Origin of the sequence: Cupriavidus sp. a3, from assembly GCF_051015765.1 — a bacterium.
GTDB lineage: Bacteria > Pseudomonadota > Gammaproteobacteria > Burkholderiales > Burkholderiaceae > Cupriavidus > Cupriavidus oxalaticus_A.
In genome coordinates, this window is the sequence record NZ_CP170644.1 from 1,313,038 (window position 1) to 1,335,970 (window position 22,933).

Genomic DNA, 22,933 nt, shown 5'->3' on the forward strand with positions numbered 1-22,933 from the left:
CAGTCCTCCCGGCGGTGGCGTTGCCTGCCATCTTATGGCAACGCCGCGCCCGCGTACACCGTGCCGCCGCCGTGGCTCAGTCGTCCAGCGTCTCGTGCACCGCCGCGTCGCCACGCTTCCAGTAGGCCGATGCGCGGATGCGCTTCTTGTCGATGCCGCGCTCGCCGACCAGGTACTGGCGCACGGCCTTCATCGCGGCTGCCTCCCCCGCGGCCCAGACATAGCCTTCGCCCTGAGGCAGCGTGACCTGGCGCAGCGCCCCTTCCAGCAGGCTGCCCTCGGGCGCATCGCCGCGATGCAGCCAGTGCACCTCGACATTGGCCAGGCTCGGCAGCGCGATCTGCGCGGTCGCATCGCCCACTTCCATGACGACGATGGCGCGCGCCTCCGCGCCCAGCTCTTCCAACCGGCGGCCCACTGCAGGCAGCGCCGTATCGTCGCCGATCAGCAGATGCCAGTCGAAGCCCGTCGGCACCACGAACGAGCCGCGCGGCCCGCCCACGCCCAGGTACTGGCCCGGCCGCGCCTGCGCCGCCCACGTCGAGGCAGGGCCGTCGCCGTGCAGCACGAACTCGATATCCAGCTCCTGCGCGGCAGCATCGTAGCGGCGCGGCGTGTAGTCGCGCGCGGCCGGACGCGGCTGGCCTTCGGGAAAGCTGATGCCGTCCGGGCCCACCTGCGGCAGCACCGGCTTGTCGGCACCGTCCACGGGGAAAAACACCTTGACGTGGTCGTCGAACGAGCCCGAGACAAAGTCCTCGAGCTCGGCCCCGCCCAGCGTGACGCGCAGCAATTGCGGCGTGACCTGCGTGGTGCGCACCACTTGCAGCAGGCGCATCCTCAGTGGATGGCGCACGCGCTGCACGGACAGATCGCGATTGGATTCAGTAGCGTTTGCAGTCATAGAGGAATTCCTTGGTTGCAGGCCCTGCATTTGCCGGGCCCGGTTGCCGATGGCAGATGCCAGCGTCAGCGCCACGGCTCAGGCCTTGGGACCGGCTTCGATCTCGGCCGCTGCGCGCATCAGGATCGCGGCAATGCGGCGCTGCTCGTCGGCGCCGGCTTCGCTGCGCATCACCATGGCGCGCTTGAGCGCGCCACGCGCCTGCATCAGCTCGGGCAGCCAGCCGCCCTGCTCCGGTTCCGGCTGCGGCTCGCCGCTCATGGCCCGGCGCATCCACTCCATCTTGCGGGCCACATGGCGCAGCTTGGCCACCATCACATCGACTCGCTCGCGGTTGGCAGCGAGGTGCGCCTTGCCGGTTTCGGACAACTGGTAGCGCTTCTTGTTGCCTTCGGTGTCGACGGTGGCGTAGCCGACTTCTTCCAGGTAGGTGAGCGCGGGGTACACCACGCCGGGGCTCGGCTTGTAGAAGCCGTTGGTGCGCGTTTCGAGCGCCTTGATCAGTTCGTAGCCGTGGCTGGGTTTTTCTTCGAGCAGGCTGAGCAGCAGCAGTTGCAGGTCGTCGGCGCTGAACTTGCGGCCGCGGCGCCAGTCATCGTTATCGAAGCCGCCTGGGCCACCGCCGCTGAAGCCGTCGTCGTCTCGGTTGCCCCAGAAGCCGGCGCCGCCTCGGCCCATGGCGTGGCGCATGGGGTGCGGAGCGAGTCGCATGAATGCATGGCGTACCGAGCCGTGAGTGGCGGATGAGTGGCCTGGATGGTGATGATGGTGGCGCATAAGCCCTCCGGTGTATCGCACGATAGATCGTAAGATATATATCGTACGATCTAAAGTCAACCCCGGGATATTGCCGCGTTCTTGCGCTAGATCCGTGCCTTACCGCGCGAAGCCAGGTTGTTTATCCCCGCCCTTGGAAGCTATGGGAAAGACTCCGCCGACATTGATAGTTGGCTTGCCTCAACCAGCTATGTGGCCTGCCCTATGTGGTCTGCCATAACGCTCAGTATTTCTTTCGCGAATTAGATGGGCGCTACGCGGCAAATGGCCGGGCTGTGCATTAACGGCTTCTAGCACTGGCCCGCCGGGCAAGATGCCCGGCGGGCCGGGTTGCTCGACGGCCGTGGCACAACACCGCGCACCGCGCACCATCAGTCGAGCTGCAATACCTGCCCTTGCAGCAACGCCAACTCGCTCAACACCTGTGTTTCATGTGCCAGCCGGCCAGCGAGGGAGAGCAGGCTCTCCCAGGCTTCCTGATTCAGGCCGCCCGGATCCTCGCCGGAGGCACCATGTTCGCCCGCCATGACCAGCAGCCCATGAAGCTGTGCTGCGCGTTCTGTCGCAAGGCTCAGCGGATTTTCGCCGGGGCTGTGGGCGGTCACGAGCATGTCGACACCATTGTGTTCGGCTGTAATGCCGTGATGGCTATGGCTATACATGGCGCCCCTCCGCATGCGTGGCTCGCACGCGCTGATGCATTGTGCAGATACTGGAGATTGCCAATCGCCCAATATGGGCAAGCAAAGACTGAAGCATGGAAATACCCCCTTTGCATACAGGTTCAGTCCCGCTCCCCAGGCGCAAATCGGGGTGGGCGGGCGCAAGGCAGGGTTAGCGGACCGGGGAACAGGAGCCGGCGAGCCCAGGGGGCTCCCCTGCCAGGGCCCGCCCATGGAAGGGCGTGCGCAGGCACGCGACCGCCAGAAGGCGGTCGTTCGGCCTGTTCACTCGGGCCGCTAAACCCGGTCACTACGTGGCAGCGACGTGGCCAGTATGGCAAATGACTCTGCCGGCCAGTATGAGCACATTCGCAAAAATTGGGCGCAGCCACAGCATCGAGGTGCCAGTCAGCGGCACATTCCTGAGCCCTGAACTTGCGGCCGCGGCGCGAGCCTTCGTTGTCGAAGCCATCGGGGCCGCCGCCGCTGAAGCCGTCGTCGTCAGGATTTCCCCACCTGATGATGGCGTGACGCATCAGGTGCGAAGCGAAGCGCATGGCTGCAACTCGTACCGCGCCGTCAGAGGCGAATGAGTGCGATACCGCACCAAGTCACGTTGATTGTCCCCGCTCCGCTTTCCAACATTCATTTAACGCCAAGCAGCGCGACAGACGCTGCGGTGTCCGCACAGAGATGGATTCAAGAACAACAAGTGCTACCGGGGAAACAGCATGGCCGCCAACACGCAGCGCAGGCTCACTGCAATCTGTATCGGTGCCATGATGCTGGCGCCATGGGGAACGGCGCACGGCGCCATGGAGGATGCACTGCTGAGCGCGGAACCGGTGGTTCCATCAGCGCGGGGGTTCTTCGCGGAAGCGGCCTATGACGCAGGCGGCCATTACCAGGGCGGGCATTTCCGCACGGGCTACAAGTTATCGCCCGCGTGGTCGCTGGAGGCGGGATACTGGCGCCGGCACGTCACGTATGGCGACGATTCCGCCGGCATCGACAGCTGGCTGGCGTCCACCAGCTATGGCCTCGTCACGACGCCCGATGCAGGCCGCAAGCTGACCCTGCGCCTGTCCGCGTGGGGCAACTACACCGGCAGCCTCAGCAAGAGCGGCTCCGCCTCGTCCGGCAAGTTCAGCGACTTCACCATCGCGCACCCGAACGATACGCAAGTACAGGCCGACGTGATCTACACAGGCCAGCCCTGGACCAACCACTTCCTGACAGGCTTCCTCAGCGCCGGCTACAGCTGGGTTCGCGCCGGCGATATCGAGGGCACGCTGAAACAGGGCTCCTGCCTGTACAACGTCAGGGTCGGCGCCGATAACATGGCCCTCGGCACGCTTGCGGCGCCATGCCGGGTCGGCCGCGCCACCATCTCCAGCGGCGGCTTCCGCATGAACGCCGGGCAGATCGGCCTGGACGCGGGCGAGGGCTTCAATGACGACGGCGCATTCATCGGCGCCGGCGGTTCGTGGCGGTGGCGCTATGGGGCGTGGAGCCTGGTGGCCGGCTACCACGCGCAGTACTTCTTCCGTGAACTGGACGACCGCTACACCGCCTATGGCGCGCCCAAGTCGCAATTCAACCAGACCATCGTGCTGCAGGCGGCATACACGATCAACCGCTACGTAGACGTATTCGTGCGCGGCCAGGGCGTGCAGAACAGCCTGATGGGATATGTGCCGATGCTCTACAACCCGGTCACGGCCAGCAAGCTGGACCGGTCATTTGCGTTGTTCTCGATCGGGCTGCGCATCAGCGGGTTCTAGCGGTGCGCCGCGCGCCGGTCAGCGGCGATGCAGGCGGACCCGGACGCCGTTGCCGGACCGGATCGTCACCCGCCCCACCACCTTTGGCACATGGCCGGGATCCGCTTCGACACGATAGCGGCGCACGATGCTGGCGAGGATCAACACCGCTTCCTGCGTGGCATAGGCTGCCCCGATGCAGACGCGCGGCCCCTTGCTGAACGGGATATACGCGCACTTCGACGATTCCTTGCCGGCCTGCGTATCGAAGCGGTCGGGATCGAACTCGTCCGGCCGCTCCCACAGCGTACGATGCCGATGCAGCAGCCACGGAGAAATCAGGATCGGCGAGCCCTCCTTCACCGACTTGTCGCGAATGCATTGCGACTGCACCGCCTCGCGCACGAAGAACCCGACCGGCGGATACAGCCGCAGCGTCTCGCGGAACACATTGCCGACGGCCGGCAGGCTCTTGATGTCGCTCAGCTCGAAATCGCGATCACCGACGGCCTCCTGGATCTCGGCAAGCATCTTGTCCTGCAGGTGCGGGCATTGCGAGATCAAGTAAAGCGCCCACGTCAGCGCACTGGCGGACGTCTCATGGCCGGCCAGGAACAGCATGCAAACCTGGTCGACCAGCTCTTCATAGGTGAAGCGGTCGCCGTTGACCGGATCGACCGCGTCCATCATGCCGGCCAGGATGTCCTGCGTTGCACTCCCCTGCCCGCTGTCACGCTCGGCCAGTCGCCGCGTGATGATCTCTGACAGGATCACACGGATCTTTTTGGCCGCACGCTTGCTCTTCCATGCAGAGATCACCGGCGGCAACCGATAGATCATCAGGATCATCGCCCGCTGCGCGTGATGCTGGAACTCCAGGAATGCGTCGTAGATCTCCTTCGCCGCAGACTCCTCCAGGTTTTCCGACAGGATCGTCCGGAAAATGATGTCGGCGGTCACGTACGTCATCTCGCCATCCACCTCATACGACCGCCCGTCCGCCACCGCATCCAGCCGCCGCGTCATCCCCGCCACCGAATCGGCCATCAGCGAAAACACCAGCTTCAGCCGCGCCTGCGCGAACGCCGGCTCCACCAGCCGGCGCTGCCGCTCCCACACCTTGCCGTTGGTGGTGAAAATGCTGGTGCCCAGCAGCGGCTCCAGCATCCGGTGCATCAGCTTGTGCTTGGGATACTCATGCGTATCGCCCAGGATCTTACGCACCCAGTCGGCATCGTTCACCATGAAGATGTCCATGCCGGGCTGAGAGATCTTGCCCATCTTCATCGAATAGCTGCGCTCGAACAGCACATCGATCCATGAGTTCCAGCCGCGCAGGAAGCGCAACAGGAACGAACTCTTGCGCGTGTGCGGCTTGGGGTAAGGCGGCTGGAAATTCATTGCAATGGGGGCGAAATCAATAAGGCTGGATACGGCGCGGACCTGCCGTCATGCGGAAATAGTCGTACTCATTCGGCAATGCGCTTGCCATCAGGTACTGGAAATGCAGGCGCTGCTTGCTGCGCTTCATGCGCGCGTAGTCCTGCTTGCTGAACATGCGGAAGGGGCGCACTACTTGCCGGATCGGGCGGCCGATTTTCTCACCCTCAACGCCGGAAATATCGAGCGGATTTGCCTGCGAGAAACACAGGGAATCGGCGCGCGCGTTCATGTCGAACCATTGCATGTCGCGCTCGCTGGCGAGGCGCTGCAGGTCCTGATGGAAGGCTTTGGCGGAAGGCATCAGGCTCAGCAGCGGGATGCATTGGCCGAGGGTGATCAGCGTCACGCGGCGACGCTGAGCGACCGGCAGCACTTCCGTCAGCTTGGCCGCCAGCGCAACACCGACAATCGATCCGACGCTGTGGCCGACCACCAATACTTCGTCGCAGTCTGAAGTCTCCAGGTCCTTCCGGATCCAGTCAGCGAAAGCACCAATGCGGGCCCTGAGGTCTTCCGGCTCACGCTCGCCCCATCCCTGCACGAAGCGATAGATCTGCAACAGCCAGAACACCGCCAGCCGGTTCGCCAGCGCGATGCCGCCACCAAACAAACCAGCACCGGCGGCAATGCCGCCCGCCCATGCCAGCCAGCCATCTGCTCCAGCGGCGCCGATCAGCGCCTTGACGCCAATCGCGCATCCGGCAGCCACCAGCATCAGCAGCGCAAGGTAAGCCAGTGGATACAACGCGCTATAGAAAGGGCCGCGGAAAGTGCTGCTCAGGCGCCCAAATGCACCACATGCGATATAGCGCCCATATCGGGTCAGCGTCGACAGCACCAATCGCAAAAGGCCCGGCTCCCAGTGCCTGCGCACCAGGTCGTCCCAATGCAGGAACTGGTACTGCGTGGCCACCGCATGGCCATGCCACTCGCCATCCACGTTCCAGCCGCTCACATGATCGCCCAGCCGGGTGCGCTTCCCTACGGTAACCGCGCCGCCATGATGGACGGCTTGCCTGGCGGACTCCTCGCGATACAAGCGGTGATAGTAAGCAGCGCCGCGGGGATCGAAACCGCTGACGTAATAGACCTTGCGGCGCGCTACCTCGCTCGTTTTGACGGGCGAAGGCTTTTCCTGAATCACTGCATTCATCACTGAGTCCGATGGTGCAGCTTTTTCTTCAACACCAGGTCAACTACCGGCTGTTCACGCTTGTTCGCCCGGCGGCAGTGATCCTGCTGGAACTTGTCGGTAAACCAGATAATGAAGCGCGCCCACCAGCGGTGTTGCTCGCGCCACGCATGCGACGAAACGGACTCCCAGGCGTAGCCGTTGAACAGCGTCGCATTGACAAAATGATCGAGCGCCCGCACCCCGGCACGGCCGCGTTCGGTTTTACCGAAGAAGCCGATGTAGACGATCAGAAGGTATCCGAGGACGGCTAGCGGGACGATGAAGACCATCAGCAGGAAGCCGGCGATGCGTTCTCTCATGACTGCGGGGGCGAGGTTGATGATTTGGGGGCGATCGAGGCGAGGGGCGCCGCTGGCGGGCCTTTCAGCCGGCCTGCTTTGTCGAAGAAACAGCTGGCGTGCTGGCGCCCAGTAGTATAACGAGAGACAGCCTCTATATCAGAGCGTCCACCAGCGGAGCAATCAAGGAGCCGGTATTACCGTTTGCCATGTTGTAGTTTTGAAACACAGGGTTGGCCGCGACTCACATGTTCGCAGCGGGCGGTTCGATGCAATCCCTGATACCGGACAACTAAGCACATGCGGGTTTCCTCCTATTTGTATCAGGGTCCTATCGGCCGTTGAATAACCCATAGCCGGTGACGGCTCCATAAAGGACTAGCATGCTGACCATCAGTCTCGTTTTGCTGTCTGTTGTTTCCCTGGTCTTAGCCGTCATTGAATCCGCTGCCCAGGATCTGAACGATGAGCACATTTGAGCGAGGCGCCATCCGGCCAGGCACCTCTTCCTATCCCAGCAACGCGGCGAGTACATTGACCGTCCCGGTAAAGTCCCAGACTCTTCCGCTGTAGGCATCCGCCGTGACGAGACCTGCCGCAAAAAGCGCTCGCGCCAGACGCCGCCGCTGCAAACTCCAGCGCTGCTGCTCGGGAACGGATACCAGCATGTCATCGGCATAAAAAGACGAATTGATCTGCGAGACACGAATCAGGTAATTGCGGAACCGCGTAAAGATACTCATGTCCACGGCGCCTGGATCGTTCCAGAAGGCATCCAGCGGCCCCTGGTAGGTCAATCCTGGTTTGGCGTAGAAACAGCGGCCAAGCGCAATTACCGGTACGCGGTGAAACAAGGCTTGCAGCCCGGTGGTCGAGTTGACAGTCACCAACCCCATGCAACGATGCAGAAGCGATGGCAGGTGCGCATCGTGAATATAAAGAATGCGCCCGCCCGCGCCAAAACGCGCCGCGCATGCCTCGATGGTGGCAGCGTAGTCAGTATGCCCGCGATCCATCGGGTGATGCTTGAATACGAGAACGCTGTCCGCTGGCGCATGCTGTGCGAACGAATAAACCGTCCATTCGATGAAGTCCTCGATGCGCCGCCATGGGCTATGCACGCGGATCTGGCTGTCGTTGTAGACCTGCAGCGGTGCCAGGAAAAAATGGGGATGGTCGTTTGCCAGCAGCCACTCGCGCAGCGCTCGTTCTCGCCAGCGATAGATCTGCTTGCGAATGGCCGCCCGAATCCATCGACCAAGCTCATGCACGCCGATCGGCTTGTGATGCCGGTAATGAGGGTATCGGCGCGATTCAGCCATGCCGCCGGCAAAGTACCAGAATGAATGCAGCGCCATCTTCCGGAACGAGTGCCGGAATTTGCGAGGCCTGGACGGAACAGCTACCTTGGGGATGTCTCCCATCGCCAACGGTGCAAGCGGTGAATCCGCATTGACGCCACCGCGCTCCAGCGTGATGTAGTCCGGCCGTACATAGCCCTCTTCGAAGGCCCAGAAGGCGATGCCCAGCGCTTCCGCGACCCGAGCGGCTATGCGGTGCTGGCGCCGGCTGGTACCGAAGACGACCACCGCATCGATGCGACGCTGCGCCAGCAAGTCGCGCAGAAACGACTCCCACAGCACCATCGGCTGCGTGAAGCGGACAACGTCTGCCGCCCGGTAGAAAAAATCGTCGCCACCATTGAAGTTGACTTTCGTGACGTGGCTGCCTTTGGCGACAAGGAGGTCGCGGAGGCGAGAAAAGAACGGGCCGTTCGGTCCTTGCAAAAGAAGGATGCGTCGATGCCGGGCAAGCTGGTCGATGCTGGCCTGCTCGGACTCAGCCGGCCTCGCAAGATCTTGCGAAGCCGCATCCCGACTGACCCCTGTCGGATTCGGTATGTCAATGCTTCCAGCTATCTTCCTGAACGACAACATTTCCCCGGCCCTCGTGCTGCGCTAGTTTTCCGCTAAAGCTGATTTTGATTTTTGCCTTGTACTGCTCTATTGCTCTGGCGCAGCTATCGGACGATGCCGTACACCACTATCGCTCCGGGCCAGCCCGGCACCGCCGTAGTCGCCGGCTCTCTGCGGATCCGCAATGGCCACAGCATCGCGCCAGCGGACCCATGGCCTGAGCAGTGGCTGTAACCAGCGCTGCAACAAGCGTGCACCAGCCGCCGGCGACTCCTCGCGCCACGACAACATATGGTCTACCGCCTGCTCTGGAGTCGCATACCTGTCCCGCGCATCGCGCAACACGTAACGCGGATACAGGATCAGCGCTCCCGCCACGAGCATATCGAGCGAAAGCTGTCGGCGGCGACGCGGCATATCGCACTTGTCTTCAGTCAGACCCCAGCCGGCGTAGAAGGGCGCGCCATGCGTCGTGACTGGCTTGCCGCGCAACAGGGCCTCGAACCCAGCCAGAGACGTCAGCACGTGCACGCCGTCGACGGCGGTGATCACACGATCCATGGGGCAATCCGACACCACTTCGTCGCAAAGCGCCGCCAGTTCGCACTCCGCATCGCGGTCTCCGCGCAAGCCGGTCATGACGTCCGGGTGTGGCTTGTAAACGATGTAGGCATCCCGCGCCTGTGCGCGCACTGCTTCAAGCAGCGCCCGATTGGTACGGATGCCGGGGGCGCCGAACCGTAGCGAAGCATCCGCTTCCACCTGACCTACGACAAGGATGACTTTGCCGGCGCCAGGCGGACGGCTCCAGTTGCCCGCACCAACGTTGTACTTGGTCAGGCCAGCATTGACGATGGTCTCCCGCAGCCGTGCTGCGCGGACAAGGGTCGCAGAATCGAATTCCTCGCTCGCCAGCAGCCGCTCCAGGTCCGACTCCCTGGTCGCGTCGTAGTAGATGCCGGTACGGTCGAATACCCATGACAGTGGCCGGATCAACTGCGCGCCCAATCCCACAGAACGCAGGAAGCCGTCCTCCACGGTAATCACGGAAAGATCGGCGCGAGTCGAAGTGTCGATGCTGCGGCCCCAGCGCACAACGGTCTTGCCATGCGGAACTGCGCCCAGATTCCGATGAAAGACGATCTCGTTCCCCTGCAGAAAGTCCCGCAAGATCGGGCGCTTCCAGCGCGAGAATCCGACCGCATGCAATTGCCCCGGAAACTGCTGCCGCATCCGGCGCTGTAACGCCAGATAGTCGATCGCATCCTCCGCCTCGCAGCGCTGGCCGGAATGCGGCAGGACATACCGCGTGTATCGGACCAGGGCGGCAAACACGAGTTGCTCCAGCGATACGGAATGGCGCCTGGACGGCCCCGGCAGATCGTCGTTGGTCAGTCCCCAGCCAGCGTAGAAAGGCATGCCAAAGGTGTGAACGGTCTTGCCGTGAAGGAGCGCTTCGAAACCAACTTGCGATGTGACAACAAACACAGCCTGTGCCTCGCGTATCAGCGAAACGACGTGCACGTCATCCTGCAACCGAACCACGCGCGAATAGTTGCCCGTGTCGAGAATGCTGCCGAGATAGCCCCGCTTGCGTCCGAGCGCGACCTCGGGGTGCTCCTTGACGACAATCTGGCAGTCCGGGTAATTCAGCAGCGCGGACTCGAGCATCCGCCGGAAGCTGTTGCCGTCAGCCTGGCCAAACCGGACAGAGGCATCATTGGCGGTCTGGTCAATGACCAGGACGTACGGCTTCGCCGGCAATACATCCGGCGCCGGCGCATAGTTGTACTTGGAAACGCCTGCTGCACGCCAGCGCCCGATCAGACGTTGCGCCCGTGCATGCTCCATTTGCGTGAGGGGCCTGGAAACCATGGCTTCAAGCCGGGATGGCACCGACGCATCGTAGTAGATGCCAAGGTCATCCACCACCAGCGAGCAAGTCTGAGACGACGCCCCGGGATGCAGCGATCGCAGGAATCCATCTTCCAGACACAGGAAGCGCTTGATGCCGCGCGAGCGCGCGAACGCGTGCGCCTTGCGTGCGGTCGGGCGCCGCCCCCAGGCAGCAATGCCTGCGAGCGGCGCACGTACGCCCTGCAACGGATGCACCGCAATCACCTCTTCGCCAAGAAAGGCAGAGAGGTGTTCGATGCGGCGAATGCCGTGGGAAAGGATGCCGATGGCACCCTCAGACGGAAGGCTCATCGGTCCCCAGATCATGAATCTGCAGGATGCCGACTACGCGCCCGGCATCATCCTTGACTACCAGAGCCCCGATCCGCGCAGCATGGATCCGCGCCTCCGCATCGGCAAAGCGCTCATCCGGAGAGGCCTGCTTCGGGTCGGTCGACATGATTTGCCGGGCGAGGATCGTTTTGTAATCCCAGTCCGAATCGAAAGCCCGGCGGACATCCCCGTCCGTAATGACGCCCTGGAGCATGTCGCCATCCATCACCAGCGCCATGCCAAGACGGCCCCGGTTGATGACATGCACTACATCGCGGAACGAGGCATCCGGCCTGCAGATCGGCAGGTTCTCCTTGTGCATGACATCGGCCACGCGAGTCAGCAGCCTCCGGCCGAGGCTTCCACCAGGGTGGAAACGCGCGAAGTCTTCCGGCTGGAAATCACGGTTCACGGAAAGCACCACGGCGAGCGCATCGCCCATTACCAGCGTTGCAGTCGTAGAACTGGTCGGCGCCAGGTTGTTGTTACAGGCTTCGCGCTCGACGGAGATATCCAGCACAACGTCACTGTGCCTGGCCAGCGTTGAATTGACCTTCCCGGTCATCGCAATCACCGGGTTCTGCTGATGCTTCAGGAACGGCAGGATACGGATCAGCTCTTCCGTTTCTCCGCTGTTGGAAATCATCAGCACCACATCGATGGGCTTGATCATGCCGAGATCGCCATGGAATGCCTCGCCCGGGTGCACCGAAAATGCCGGCGTGCCGGTCGATGCCATGGTGGCAGCGATCTTCTTGCCGATCAGTCCGGACTTGCCCATGCCGACGACAACCACCCGGCCGCGGGCACCCAGGATAATGTCGATCGCCCGTTCAAAACCCGCGTCGATACGGTTCGACATGCGGTCCAGTGCCTGCATTTCCGCCGCAACGACGTTGCGTGCCAATGTAATGACCCCAGTCATCTCTCTCATTCCCTGCTTGTTGTTTGTGTTGTTTGTATTGTTTGTCTTGTTTCTGCCTGCTTCTGCTTGTCAGTAGTGCCTGACGACTATTGCGCGGCGCCAGACATCACCGTGGCAAAGCCCTCTGCCGTACCAAAAACGTGCCCCTTCCCTTGTGCAAGAAGAATGCCGTCAGCCAGCTCACGGAAGGCACCCTCGCCTCCACGGGTCGACAGCACGCCCGTAGCCCGCGCCTTCACATAGCTCGCGGCATCCGCGACTGCGTACGACAGACCGCATGCCGCGAACGCAGGCAAATCGATGCTGTCGTCACCAATACACACGGTCTGCTCAGGCGCTACACCAGCCTCAGCCATCAGCGCACGACAAGCGGCAAACTTGTCCTTCACGCCAAACTGGAAGAGCGTGACACCAAGATCCGCCACACGCTTGCGCAACGTTTCCGAGTCGCGGCCGGACAGGACTGCCACCCGCACGCCGTTTTCTTCCAGCAGACGGATACCAAGGCCGTCGCGCACATGGAAGCGCTTCAGACACTCACCGGTGGCGTCGTAGTAGATGCCGCCGTCGGTCAGCACGCCATCGACGTCGGTAATCACAAGACGAGCGTCGGCCAACGATGGTGGCAACTCGGGTTGCTTGCCCGCCATCAGTGCGCGCACGCGCGCCAGGCACTCTGGCGTATCCACGCCCGGTCCGGTAGGGGCAACCTCGAACGCACGAATTCGCATGCCTGCTGCCAGCAATCGCAGCTGCTCGAGCTTCTCAGCCTGCTCGACCATTGGCTGGGGCAATTCAGCGTAGGCGGCCAGTACCTCGCGGCGATAGGCGTAGACGCCAACATGCTTGAGGTATGTGGCCGCCTCGGCGTCCCGCGGGTACGGGACAGGCGACCGGCTGAAATACAGGGCATCCCCATTCGAAGCCAGAACGACTTTCACCGTATTGGGATTGAGTGCCTCGTCCGCATCGATGCCGTGACAGAGCGTACCGACCTGCACCGATGCGTCATCGCGCATGCCGGCGGCAAGCTTCGCAATGTCCCCGGGCCGTACCAGGGGCTCATCGCCCTGGAGATTGATGTAGATGTCCGCAGGCACCTGCGCCATCACTTCCGCCAGACGATCCGTGCCAGACGGATGGTCAGGCGACGTCATGACGCATTTGCCGCCAAAACCTTTCACGACCTCCGCAACACGGGAATCGTCGGTGGCTACCAGGACTGCATGAACGCCCGTCACCTCGCACGCACGTTCGTAGACGTGCTGAACCATAGGCTTGCCGAGGATATCCGCAAGCGGCTTCCCCGGCAGGCGTGTCGATCCGTAGCGTGCCGGAATGACGATGACGACCCGATCCATTTCCCCGTTCAACACGAATTCAGCTCCGTCAATCGATGTTCAACGGGGGCAGCGACTTCACCAGATCGTCAATCGCCTTCACCTGGGCAAGGAACGGCTCCAGCTTGTCCAGCGGCAATGCACTCGGACCATCGCACTTGGCATTGGCCGGATCAGGATGCGCTTCGAGGAACAGGCCGGCCAGGCCAACCGCCATACCCGAGCGGGCCAGTTCCGCGACCTGCTGTCGGCGGCCACCCGATGCAGCCCCACCGGGATCGCGTTGTTGCAGGGCGTGGGTCACGTCGAAGATGATCGGCATATCGTTCGTCACCTTCTTCATCACGCCAAAGCCAAGCATGTCGACGACGAGGTTGTCATAGCCAAAGCAAGTGCCGCGGTCGCACAGGATCAGCTGATCGTTCCCGGCCTCCTTGAACTTCTCGACGATGTTCACGACCTGTGTGGGGCTCAGGAACTGCGGCTTCTTGATGTTCACTGGCTTGCCGGTCTTGGCCAGGGCGACAACGAGATCCGTCTGCCGGGCGAGGAAGGCGGGCAGTTGGAGTACGTCCACTACTTCTGCAACCGGCTGAGCTTGCCATGGCTCGTGGACGTCGGTGATCACAGGTACTCCGAACTCAACCTTTATTGCGTCCAAGATCTTCATGCCCGCTTCCAAGCCGGGGCCGCGGTAGGAATGAATAGAGGACCTGTTGGCTTTATCGAAGCTCGCCTTGAAAACAAAGGGTATTCCGAGCTTACTAGTTACACGCAAATACTCCTCGCAAGCTTTGCGTGCGAGGTCAATAGATTCCAGCACATTGATTCCACCAAAAAGCACAAATGGCTTTTGATTACCAACGAAAACATCCGAAATCTTAAGCATAAAATATTTATTTTAAAATGCTATAAACAATATTCGAAAATAACAATAGCAAAATCCATTGCAAAGTACTCAACTCAGCGAGCCTCTACAAAATCAACACTCCGAATCCTTTCGAGCTGCTCCAACGCGACATGAATATTGCTAAAATTCAACGTGGATAACTGCTGAAAGGGGAGATTCCACCACTCAGTAGCCAACAACCGCGTCACGACTTCCGAATCAAACCTTTCACCAATCTTCTTGGCTGGCACGCCGCCCACTATCTCGTAGGGCTTCACATCCTTGGTTATAACGGCACCCGCACCAATTACTGCGCCTGTGCCGATGGTCACCCCACACGAAATCAATGCACCAGCGCCTATCCATACATCATGACCTATACTCGTCGGCGTATGGAATTGCCACTTCTCCTTTTGCAACGCTGTGTACCCAGGGACCCTTGCGAATAAATTATGTGAAAACTGAAATGGATGTGAACTTAAAAACCTTGTCGGGTGCTTGGCAAGTCCGATTTGGACATTTCGACCAATGGAGCAAAATTTTCCAATTTTTACGTGAGGGAAGACAACCGCCCCGACATTCAAGTAGGTATATGCGCCAAGTTCGGTCGGCGCATATACTATTGCTCCATCGGCGATATCAATCGCCTCGAAAAATACCATTGCCGTATTAACTTGCGCACTCTCCGCAATACGCCCCCCCAGGGCCGCACAGCGTTCCCTCATTTTCCGTGCGGCCTCTTTCTTTGTCGTTGTATCGCCCTTCATCGTCTACACTCTACAAGATCTTCGCTATTGACCTAATAAGGGGGTTCTTCGCATCTCTGAAAAATGCTTTGGGATCGTTTCGAAGCTTTTTAAGCTTGCGCCGCGTAAGATTAGAATTTGCAGTACGATTGGGCTCAATCTCGATTTTTGACACAACAATGCTTGCGGCGCTCTCCTTCTTTACGACCGGAGGTTTTTGTTTTGCTGGTACGGGCTTGGTTCCAACAACCTTCTTTATCGCACCCAATCTTCTTTCCAGGCGAGGGATTCCCAATGCAGGAGACTCCGGAATCAACCATTCATCCAACGCCTTCAAAAGAAATGTTTCTAAATGAAAATACTCATCAATCGTCAAGTACGAGCCAGGTAGCGCCTTGATCAAGTCGACTACTTCATTTGTATCCCGCACATCATGGGTGAACCCCTTACCAGCGTAAAATGCCTTTCCGCACTGAATCGGCTTTATACCACCAACGGCAGCCTCAATCAGGCTCTGCGAGTTGATACCAACAACGAAATCCGCCTCTTTAATAATGTCAGAGATCGGATAATCCTCGACAACCCTCAACCGATCATTTTCACCGAACACCTCGATTAAATGATCTTTCGTCAAAGCACTCTTAATATGTGCTTTTTTTTGCTCCCATGGATGAGCCTTAAAAATCACACATGCGTCAGTCTCGGAAATAATTTTCCGAATACATTCCGTATAAAAGCTAACACTGTGAAATCCCGTTTCGCCATTATTCAGCAAAGAGAAATCGTTTAGCACCTGACCGAAGATTGCCACGACCTTGGTGTCAACAGGAAATAGCTTATTCCCTGTCGCAGTCGGCTGCTTAACATTCTTGTTTGCCATTTCCGCCAGGCGCAACGCAAGGGCAGCTCTCCGTCCCCTCCGTGCTGGACCGGACGAAGCCACATCCAGACTCTTATACACCCCATTGGATCGAAGTGCGGAGTTATTTGGCAGAGGGCTATGCCGCGCCTCCAGATAGTAATCTTTCCCAGTAAAGAAGCTCTCGCAAATATAAAGCATGCCCTGACGCCTCTTCATCAAAACGGAGAATACGCGAGCATAAATAAGACTACCGGAAAAAAGAAATGCCAGGTCAAATACCGGCTTCTCTTGCAGAATACTTCGCCAACGATCGAACCAATACCTTACAGCAGCGACATTATCCAAAAGAACGTCTCGATTCTCTGCCCACGCGAGGTCGAACAACTCTCGCTCTGAACGACCATAGTCGCCTCTGCCAACCCAAAAGTCGGTTGGCGCTAAATAGCAAAGCATCTCTGCTTTGCAAAGAGAGAAACACGCTACCCCCCCCTCAGTAAGGCGGAATACCTCATCAGCGGTCAGCGATTTCAGTTCCTCACGATATGGAACTATTTCCGTGCTACTGGAATAATCGCCAAAGGCTGCGATCAGGTGGGCGGGATGCGACACCACAAGCATCTCGAATTGTGCCTGCTTTAGATATTCGAGCAAGCTAGGAAAGTTCTTGCTTTGAATATGGAGCTGATCCGCTATGAGCGCGCGCTTAGCCATGACGAAAACCCCCAACGATTTCGTGAGTCACATTTTTATAAATCTCGAATATTCTTTTCGCGTGCTCTTCCCATGTAATACCGCGATGTTTCATTTCAAGCGCTCCCTTTCTAAGCGAAAGAAATTTCTTTTCGTTCAGCGCCCAATCGCTAATATTCTCGGCGTCGACCACCGGATCCATTGTGAGATGCAAACCGTTCACGCCATTACTGACAAAGTCATACGCCATGCCAATAGGATTGCACAGTACCGGCACAGCCGAACCTACCGCCTCGGGAATATTAGCCGGACCTCCTTCAAACCATGAAGCCATGAGCAGGAAATCAAGCGACCGATAGACCGATGCAACCATCTTATATGGAAGGTTTTCGTAAGCCGTTGTCTCATAGCCGTATCGCTCAAGAATAGCCGCATCAAATGTTCGACCCTTGCCAATGAGGACAAACTCAAACTCAGTAGGATCTAGATGTTGGGCAAGCTCGTAGATATATGCTTCACCTTTCACCTTTCTAGGGTACCGCCTCGAAATTAATCCAATACGTTTTTTTTGCGACGAACCAGTTTTCGAGTCAATTTCCTCGACGCTGGAATATTTAGGAAAAATATACTTTTTATTGTAACCGTGCGGAATTACCACAGTATTTGTAATTCCTTGATCCGCGAGAAATCGTTGCTGAAGGGTGTTCAAGCAATGAACCGTCGTCGCTTCTCGATAGCGATCTAGAAATTTCTCCACGGCCAGGGAAGCGTCGTCATCTTGAAGATCATGATGAACCGTGACGACGCAAGGCGAAATCAATTCTTTTTCAAGATTAGGCCGGTGATAGTGTCGAATAAAGTAGCCGGGCAAGGCAACCTCCGACTCGACTTGCCTAATCGCGTCCGGAGAAAAGGCCTTATAGTAGCCGAGAATATCGGTAAATATGCCGCTCGCAACGGCATTGGACATTACATGATTGATTGTTATCATCTTTTATAAACCCAAAACCACTTTCGCGCTAATAGCAATCTGATAAAGAATCTGGAACACATCCTTCGCAAACTGACGCGTCTTGAAATCGACCTTAGGCAACACCATGATCTCGTCGCCCGCCCGCACCGCGTCTTCCTTCTTGCCATCCGAGAAGCTGCCATCACGGTGCGCGATGATGATCCGCGACGTGTCAGCATTCTGTGAGAAGCCACCGGCCTGCTGGATGAACTCATCCAGGTCTATGCTCTTGTCATAGGCAACGGCATTGGGGAACAGCACTTCGCCACTGACCAGCACAAGCCCGTCCTTGACCGGCACACGGAGAATGTCGCCGTTCTCCAGAAGCAAGTCGTTACGGGCCGCGGATCTGGCGATCAGCGTCTGACCACTCGGCTCGATCTTCTTGGCGCGCTCGACCCACTGCAGCACGAGCGCGGCTTCTTCCTTGCGCAGTTGCGCTTCCTCCGCGGTCCCCGAACGAGCCGTCAGTACGCTCGATTCCAGCGTCTTCAGCGTGGCGCCAAGCAGCGCCTTCTGGCGCGCCTTTACGCTCTGGCGGAACAGTTGGATGCTCTCAGGATCCGATTCCGGCGTGAACTGGACCTGGCTAAGCAGTTGGCCCATGCGGCTGCCATATGGCAGTACGAACTCTTGCGGGCCGGTGTGTTCGCCTTCCACGCGGACAGTGATGGTCCCCGGCCGCTTGTCAGCAGTAATTTCGATTTCGTCGCCATCCCGCAGGTCGATCTGGTTGCCTTGCGAAATTGGGAAATACTCGACGTTCCGGACGGTTCCGGTATTGCGCACCACCCGTACGTTGGTGGCTTCAGGCAGAGGCTTGGCCAGGCGGACGATCTGGTCGAGGCGGGCCTGGTCGCCCATGAACTCGAATCGTTTAGCGTTTTCTGCCAGACCGCTGACTTTCACGGTCTTCTTGCGTGACTGGACAAAAATGACATCGCCGTTGTTCAGTTGCCGGGAAGTCAGATCGCCTTTCAGCAGGAAGTCATACAGGTTGACCACTTCCAGCGTCTGGTTGCCACGCTTGATGGCGACATCCAGGAACGATCCGCGATCCGGATCGATACCGCCGGCCTGGTCGAGATAGCGCAGGACGCTGTCGCTCGACGTGCCGTCATACATGCCGGGCCGGCGAACGGCGCCGGTCACATATACGCGCACCGGTTGCGCTGCCAGCAGGCTGGCATAGATCGCCACCTTGCTAGCAAAGACCCGGCGCAGCGCATTGCTGATGGCGGTCTGCAGATTGCCGTTGGTGATGCCCTGCACACGGAACGGGCCGATCTCCGGCAGCAGGATGGTGCCGCCCGCGTCTACGGTCAGCACCGTGTCGACGTTGTAGCCATTCCAGATCCGCAGCTGGATGCGGTCACCGACGGAGATCACATGGCTGGGGTTGAAGATCGATGCGCTGTCGCGGCTGAAAGCGCCCGTGAAGAGCTGCGCGCCAAACGCGTCGCTCGCCATGTTGGCGGTGTAGTCGTTGTTTTGCGGAGCGCTTTCCGGCAGTGGCGTTTCGGTTCGCCCGGGAACCATGGGCACGGCAGCGGTGCCCGAAGTGAATGCGGATCCGGCAGGCGCCGTACCGCCCTGCGCCGCGATGACAGCGTAGTCCATTTGCCCGATGGCGGGCGACTGCGACATGCGCGTGCCGGCCTGCGCAAGCGCACTATTGACGGCCGCGAGACCTGCGGCGGCCACTGCAAGGGTAACGATTCTTCTAAGCATGACTAGTCCCGGTGGTCGCGGATGATGGCACTCATCAGTTGCACGACGCCTGCAAGCATCAACGTCATCAGGACAAACACCACGATGTTGTAAATGCGCCTGGGTTGAAGCGGATATTCCGGGCGCGTCGGGCTTTGCACGACGGCCACGTTCTTGAGTTTGCGCGTCGCCTCGATCCGCGCTTTTTCCAGCGCGCCGATGGCGGTCTTGTAGATATCGAAGGCGAATTCCGCGGCGGCCTGCAGGCGGTCATGCTCTTCCACGACGCGGTTCAGGCCGCGGCCTTTCGTGGACACCATCCGGCCGCGCTGTTCCGCCATCTGGCGCTCGACTGCGGCGATCTGCGCGTCGATCTGCTGGATTGCCGGGGACTGGGGCGTAAAGACGTCCTTGAGGGAATTGCGCTTGACATGCAGTTCGGCAAGCGTTGCCTCGGCGTTCGCGACCACGGTCGAGAGGCTTTCGACTTCGCCGCGCGGCGATACCAGGCCATTGGCGTTCTGGTAGGCAACCAGTGCCTGGCGTGCCGCCTTCAGGCGTTCGCCCTGGTCGTGGACCTGCTTCTCGATATAGACCACCTGCTCGCTGGCGATGCGGTGGGTCATTTCGTTCATGAAGCGTTCGCCGTCGCGCACCAGTTCGGTGCTGATGGCGTGGGCCATTTCCGAGGTGTAGGCCTGGACCTTGATAACAAGTACCCGCGCGAAGTCATCGTATTCGACGCTCACGCGTTTAAGGTAGTAATCATGGAAACGCTCAAGCGAAGCATCCTCGAACCAAAGCCGGGACAAAGGGTCCCGGCCGCTGTCCGCATAGTGCTTGCGCAGCCCCAGGCGTTCGTCCAGTTTCTTGAGCATGTCCGCGGAAAGCAGGTATTCCCGCAGCAGCAGCAGGTCCTGGGGCGCGGTATTGCCGACGAGCAGCGAGGTGAAGTCGGACGCGCTGGCACCCACGCCGTCGCTGCGCTCGATGACGACGCGCGCTTCCGACACGTAGAGGTCGGAGGCAATCACGCTCCAGTACGCAACGGCGACGAGGCAGGCGGCGATCGCCACCTGCCAGATGCGGTTCAGGCTGTTCATGCGTGTCAGGCGGCCGATTTGGCCTGCGGCGCCCGACGTGATCGTCTTCATCATGCTGTAATGCTTTCCCTGTACTGGCCCAGGGCCTCCTCGACGGAATCGAACCAATGCGCGCGGCCCTGATGCAGCCAGACCGCGGACTGGCAAAAGTTTTTCAGTGTGGATTCGCTGTGCGAGACCATCACCAGGCCTGCCCGGCCAGCGAGGTCTTCAAAGGCCTTCTGCGACTTGCGCTTGAACGCAGCATCGCCGACCGCAGTCAGCTCATCCACCAGGTAGGTATCGAAATCAAAGGCAAGCGACATGGCAAAGGCCAGTCGCGATCGCATGCCGGAGGAATAGGTTTTTACCGGCTCATCGAAGGCATCCTTCAGCTCGGAAAACTCACGCACGAACTCGAGCTTGTCGGCAAGGCCGTCGCTGACGCCATGGATGCGGCAGACGAACTTGCTGTTCTGCCGGCCGCTGAGCGAGCCCTGGAATCCGCCAGTCAGCCCCAGCGGCCAGGAAACCCTGCAGTTGCGCACGATGCGCCCACTGTTGGGCTGGTCAATCCCGCCGACCAGCCGCAACAGCGTGGACTTGCCTGCGCCGTTCGCGCCGATCAGCGCCACGCGGCTCTTGGTCGGGATACACAGCGATATCCCTTTCAGCACCCATTTGGAGCCATGGGCGGTGCGATAGCGCTTGTGGACGTCGGTGATTTCGATCATTGCGCAGTCAGCCTGGTTGCGTATCGCTTATGCAGGGCGAGGCCGAGGAACACGGTAACGAGTGCCCAGAAGGCAAGAAAGCTCAGGCTGATATGTGCTTCGCCGTGATATGCCGCGAACCAGCCGCTGCGCATGGCTTCAAGCCCATGCGTGATCGGGTTCACCAGGACGACATTGCGCATGCCCAGCGGCAGACTGGACACCGAGTACATAACGGCGGACAGGAAGTAGAGCGGCGTGAAAGCGATCTTGATGAGCTTGCCAAGCCCCGGCATCAGGGTGCCGACTACGGACAGCATCAGGCCGAGGCCAAGCCCGAAGGCCCATAGAAGAAATCCCGACCACATGACGAGCAGCGGGTCGGCCGGCCTTACATCGATGTCGAACAGCGCCAGCGCGAGCAGCAGCACGGCGCCGACGATGAAATTCAGGAATGCCTCGACAGAGGCGCGCACCAACACCGTATCGACCGGCTGCACTTGCCGGTATGAGAACAACGACTGGTTAGCGCTGATGGCATCCATGCCACGTTGGGCAATGTTCCGCACGAGGAAGAATCCCCACACGCCGACGAGCACGAAGACTTCGATATTTGCGTCTTGTCTCACCTGGTGGCGGATCACGCCAAAGACCACCATCAGGAAGACGATGTGTGCCGCCGGTTCGAGCAGGATCCAGAGCCAGGCCGCACGTCCCCCTGCCAGGCGGCCAGTGGCCTCGCGCAGGAACAGCGCCTTCCAGACGGAAACCGCAACGGAGACGTCCGACCGGACGGAGGCCCGGCTCATCGGTTGAGGTCGTTCCGGGCCGGGGCGTCAAGGCTGCAAGCGTCAGATCTGTGTGCGGCAGCCCACACGCAAACACTACGCGATGTGGTGATTGCGGCCCCCCGATGAGACCGCGCCCACACAACCGTGAGGGGCTGTTGGCCGACCAATGACCTTCGGGCCGCGAGCATACTGCTTGCGACCGCTTCCCGATTTGCTGCGCGCATTATTCGTTTGTGTTTTTTTTGCTGACCAGGGGGCGTTTTACGTCACCCCCACTTTTGCAGCGCGCAATAATACGGTGCGGTTGCAGCAAAGGCAACATCTGGTAACAATTTCCCACACCTATCCCCCAGAAGGGGGATGACATCACATTTGCTTCAACTTAGATGCATTTCGGAGCACTCCAACGCGTCCAGGTGGACACCTCAGCACTAGTAGAAGCCGCGCCGGTCATGGGTTCCGGGGTTCCTTGCCCCAACATTGCTGCACTGCAAAATAAGAAAATTCTGATGTTGACATCAAGCTTTAATAATCAACATTCCAATCACACCGGCAATAATCCGAGCCCGCCGAAAAATAGACAGAGAAAATATTATCTCAGCCCATCCAGCGAGATAATAATTAATCCATGGGACGCATCAGGCATAAATGGATGCGCCGAAAAAGGCACACGTAAAAAGCCCTGCTGGAGGCTGCTCTTTAGCGCGGGGGTGGCCCGTGTGCACCGGCATGCGCATCGTCTGTACGACATCGAACCGACGCAGAGTTCTCAGGACTTGTCACTGAGAAATAAGCAGAAACCCTCCTCTATTTCTACGGATGCAGAACACAGCTTCGGCTGCCGTGCTTGGGTCGCGGGCGGGTTGAGGCATTCCCGAACATGCCGCAATTTTTGATGGGCCGGGTCGTCGGCAGCATGTGGAAGCCCTTAAAAGACAGCCTCCCGATAAGGATTTTCTCGATTGCTCTTCCGCATCGATGACATGCCAATCGGCTCGATCCGGCG

Annotated in this window: 20 protein-coding genes; 2 read left to right on the forward strand and 18 right to left on the reverse strand. The window is 59.5% G+C overall.

Annotation, left to right across the window (positions count from 1 at the left end; translation table 11 throughout):
* Positions 1-76 precede the first annotated feature (76 nt).
* The 3 genes from ACAD63_RS27790 to ACAD63_RS27800 all read right to left on the reverse strand — a co-directional run bounded on the left by ACAD63_RS27790 (position 77) and on the right by ACAD63_RS27800 (position 2,343).
* Entirely contained in the window at positions 77-904 is an 828-nt protein-coding gene (locus ACAD63_RS27790; RefSeq protein WP_434034071.1) for a siderophore-interacting protein, read from the reverse strand.
* A gap of 78 nt (positions 905-982) precedes the next feature.
* Positions 983-1,681 carry a PadR family transcriptional regulator gene (locus ACAD63_RS27795; protein ID WP_434034072.1) on the reverse strand — a complete coding sequence of 233 codons (699 nt, stop codon included), beginning with the start codon at positions 1,679-1,681 and terminating at the stop codon, positions 983-985.
* Between the two features lie 371 nt (positions 1,682-2,052).
* Positions 2,053-2,343: a hypothetical protein gene (locus tag ACAD63_RS27800; RefSeq protein WP_434034073.1), complete on the reverse strand. Its 291-nt coding sequence runs from the start codon at positions 2,341-2,343 to the stop codon at positions 2,053-2,055.
* Between the two features lie 359 nt (positions 2,344-2,702).
* On the opposite strand from ACAD63_RS27800, the gene ACAD63_RS27805 reads away from it, so the two are divergent.
* On the forward strand, positions 2,703-2,936 hold the full coding sequence (locus tag ACAD63_RS27805; RefSeq protein WP_434034074.1) for a hypothetical protein: 234 nt from the start codon (positions 2,703-2,705) through the stop codon (positions 2,934-2,936).
* A 138-nt stretch (positions 2,937-3,074) separates the two neighbouring features.
* The gene (locus ACAD63_RS27810; protein WP_434034075.1) at positions 3,075-4,127 is read left to right on the forward strand and encodes a hypothetical protein; all 1,053 of its coding nucleotides are present in this window, start codon (positions 3,075-3,077) and stop codon (positions 4,125-4,127) included.
* 18 nt (positions 4,128-4,145) lie between these two features.
* Here the strand turns inward: ACAD63_RS27810 and ACAD63_RS27815 are convergent, their stop codons facing one another.
* The 15 genes from ACAD63_RS27815 to ACAD63_RS27885 all read right to left on the reverse strand — a co-directional run bounded on the left by ACAD63_RS27815 (position 4,146) and on the right by ACAD63_RS27885 (position 21,945).
* The gene (locus tag ACAD63_RS27815; RefSeq protein WP_434034076.1) at positions 4,146-5,507 is read right to left on the reverse strand and encodes a cytochrome P450; all 1,362 of its coding nucleotides are present in this window, start codon (positions 5,505-5,507) and stop codon (positions 4,146-4,148) included.
* 16 nt (positions 5,508-5,523) lie between these two features.
* Positions 5,524-6,702, reverse strand: a complete 1,179-nt coding sequence (locus tag ACAD63_RS27820) for a hypothetical protein (protein WP_434034077.1) — start codon at positions 6,700-6,702, stop codon at positions 5,524-5,526.
* Positions 6,702-7,043: a hypothetical protein gene (locus tag ACAD63_RS27825; RefSeq protein ID WP_342917199.1), complete on the reverse strand. Its 342-nt coding sequence runs from the start codon at positions 7,041-7,043 to the stop codon at positions 6,702-6,704. The genes ACAD63_RS27820 and ACAD63_RS27825 overlap by 1 nt, the downstream gene beginning before the upstream one ends.
* Before the next feature lie 488 nt (positions 7,044-7,531).
* Positions 7,532-8,959, reverse strand: a complete 1,428-nt coding sequence (locus tag ACAD63_RS27830) for a capsule biosynthesis protein (protein WP_434034078.1) — start codon at positions 8,957-8,959, stop codon at positions 7,532-7,534.
* A gap of 66 nt (positions 8,960-9,025) precedes the next feature.
* Entirely contained in the window at positions 9,026-11,161 is a 2,136-nt protein-coding gene (locus ACAD63_RS27835) for a capsular polysaccharide biosynthesis protein (RefSeq protein WP_434034079.1), read from the reverse strand.
* Positions 11,130-12,092: a KpsF/GutQ family sugar-phosphate isomerase gene (locus ACAD63_RS27840; protein WP_434034080.1), complete on the reverse strand. Its 963-nt coding sequence runs from the start codon at positions 12,090-12,092 to the stop codon at positions 11,130-11,132. The genes ACAD63_RS27835 and ACAD63_RS27840 overlap by 32 nt, the downstream gene beginning before the upstream one ends.
* Before the next feature lie 86 nt (positions 12,093-12,178).
* Positions 12,179-13,468, reverse strand: a complete 1,290-nt coding sequence (kdsB, locus tag ACAD63_RS27845; protein WP_434034081.1) for a 3-deoxy-manno-octulosonate cytidylyltransferase — start codon at positions 13,466-13,468, stop codon at positions 12,179-12,181.
* A 13-nt stretch (positions 13,469-13,481) separates the two neighbouring features.
* The gene (gene kdsA / locus ACAD63_RS27850) at positions 13,482-14,321 is read right to left on the reverse strand and encodes a 3-deoxy-8-phosphooctulonate synthase (protein WP_434034082.1); all 840 of its coding nucleotides are present in this window, start codon (positions 14,319-14,321) and stop codon (positions 13,482-13,484) included.
* A 74-nt stretch (positions 14,322-14,395) separates the two neighbouring features.
* Complete coding sequence (locus tag ACAD63_RS27855; RefSeq protein WP_434034083.1) at positions 14,396-15,088, reverse strand: CatB-related O-acetyltransferase; 693 nt, start codon at positions 15,086-15,088, stop codon at positions 14,396-14,398.
* A 10-nt stretch (positions 15,089-15,098) separates the two neighbouring features.
* Positions 15,099-16,640, reverse strand: coding sequence for a capsular polysaccharide biosynthesis protein (locus ACAD63_RS27860; protein ID WP_434034084.1), 1,542 nt, complete (start codon positions 16,638-16,640; stop codon positions 15,099-15,101).
* Positions 16,633-17,589, reverse strand: coding sequence for a glycosyltransferase (locus ACAD63_RS27865; RefSeq protein ID WP_434034085.1), 957 nt, complete (start codon positions 17,587-17,589; stop codon positions 16,633-16,635). Before ACAD63_RS27865 ends, ACAD63_RS27860 begins: the two co-directional genes overlap by 8 nt.
* 24 nt (positions 17,590-17,613) lie before the next feature.
* Positions 17,614-19,362: an SLBB domain-containing protein gene (locus ACAD63_RS27870; protein WP_434034086.1), complete on the reverse strand. Its 1,749-nt coding sequence runs from the start codon at positions 19,360-19,362 to the stop codon at positions 17,614-17,616.
* 2 nt (positions 19,363-19,364) lie between these two features.
* Positions 19,365-20,498 (reverse strand): chain-length determining protein, encoded by a 1,134-nt coding sequence (locus tag ACAD63_RS27875; RefSeq protein ID WP_434034663.1) that lies wholly within the window; start codon positions 20,496-20,498, stop codon positions 19,365-19,367.
* Positions 20,495-21,157 carry an ABC transporter ATP-binding protein gene (locus ACAD63_RS27880; protein WP_195427420.1) on the reverse strand — a complete coding sequence of 221 codons (663 nt, stop codon included), beginning with the start codon at positions 21,155-21,157 and terminating at the stop codon, positions 20,495-20,497. Before ACAD63_RS27880 ends, ACAD63_RS27875 begins: the two co-directional genes overlap by 4 nt.
* On the reverse strand, positions 21,154-21,945 hold the full coding sequence (locus tag ACAD63_RS27885) for an ABC transporter permease (RefSeq protein ID WP_434034087.1): 792 nt from the start codon (positions 21,943-21,945) through the stop codon (positions 21,154-21,156). Before ACAD63_RS27885 ends, ACAD63_RS27880 begins: the two co-directional genes overlap by 4 nt.
* Positions 21,946-22,933: the final 988 nt, after the last annotated feature.

Coding starts and splice junctions, on each gene's coding strand:
- ACAD63_RS27805 (WP_434034074.1), top strand. CDS start 2,703: ATGAGCACATTCGCAAAAATTGGGCGCAGCCACAGCATCGAGGTGCCA.
- ACAD63_RS27815 (WP_434034076.1), bottom strand. CDS start 5,507: ATGAATTTCCAGCCGCCTTACCCCAAGCCGCACACGCGCAAGAGTTCG.
- ACAD63_RS27795 (WP_434034072.1), bottom strand. CDS start 1,681: ATGCGCCACCATCATCACCATCCAGGCCACTCATCCGCCACTCACGGC.
- ACAD63_RS27820 (WP_434034077.1), bottom strand. CDS start 6,702: ATGAATGCAGTGATTCAGGAAAAGCCTTCGCCCGTCAAAACGAGCGAG.
- ACAD63_RS27825 (WP_342917199.1), bottom strand. CDS start 7,043: ATGAGAGAACGCATCGCCGGCTTCCTGCTGATGGTCTTCATCGTCCCG.
- ACAD63_RS27790 (WP_434034071.1), bottom strand. CDS start 904: ATGACTGCAAACGCTACTGAATCCAATCGCGATCTGTCCGTGCAGCGC.
- ACAD63_RS27835 (WP_434034079.1), bottom strand. CDS start 11,161: ATGATCTGGGGACCGATGAGCCTTCCGTCTGAGGGTGCCATCGGCATC.
- ACAD63_RS27880 (WP_195427420.1), bottom strand. CDS start 21,157: ATGATCGAAATCACCGACGTCCACAAGCGCTATCGCACCGCCCATGGC.
- ACAD63_RS27855 (WP_434034083.1), bottom strand. CDS start 15,088: ATGAAGGGCGATACAACGACAAAGAAAGAGGCCGCACGGAAAATGAGG.
- ACAD63_RS27840 (WP_434034080.1), bottom strand. CDS start 12,092: ATGACTGGGGTCATTACATTGGCACGCAACGTCGTTGCGGCGGAAATG.
- ACAD63_RS27870 (WP_434034086.1), bottom strand. CDS start 19,362: ATGCTTAGAAGAATCGTTACCCTTGCAGTGGCCGCCGCAGGTCTCGCG.
- ACAD63_RS27875 (WP_434034663.1), bottom strand. CDS start 20,498: ATGATGAAGACGATCACGTCGGGCGCCGCAGGCCAAATCGGCCGCCTG.
- ACAD63_RS27800 (WP_434034073.1), bottom strand. CDS start 2,343: ATGTATAGCCATAGCCATCACGGCATTACAGCCGAACACAATGGTGTC.
- ACAD63_RS27885 (WP_434034087.1), bottom strand. CDS start 21,945: ATGAGCCGGGCCTCCGTCCGGTCGGACGTCTCCGTTGCGGTTTCCGTC.
- kdsA (WP_434034082.1), bottom strand. CDS start 14,321: ATGCTTAAGATTTCGGATGTTTTCGTTGGTAATCAAAAGCCATTTGTG.
- ACAD63_RS27830 (WP_434034078.1), bottom strand. CDS start 8,959: ATGTTGTCGTTCAGGAAGATAGCTGGAAGCATTGACATACCGAATCCG.
- ACAD63_RS27810 (WP_434034075.1), top strand. CDS start 3,075: ATGGCCGCCAACACGCAGCGCAGGCTCACTGCAATCTGTATCGGTGCC.
- ACAD63_RS27860 (WP_434034084.1), bottom strand. CDS start 16,640: ATGGCTAAGCGCGCGCTCATAGCGGATCAGCTCCATATTCAAAGCAAG.
- ACAD63_RS27865 (WP_434034085.1), bottom strand. CDS start 17,589: ATGTCCAATGCCGTTGCGAGCGGCATATTTACCGATATTCTCGGCTAC.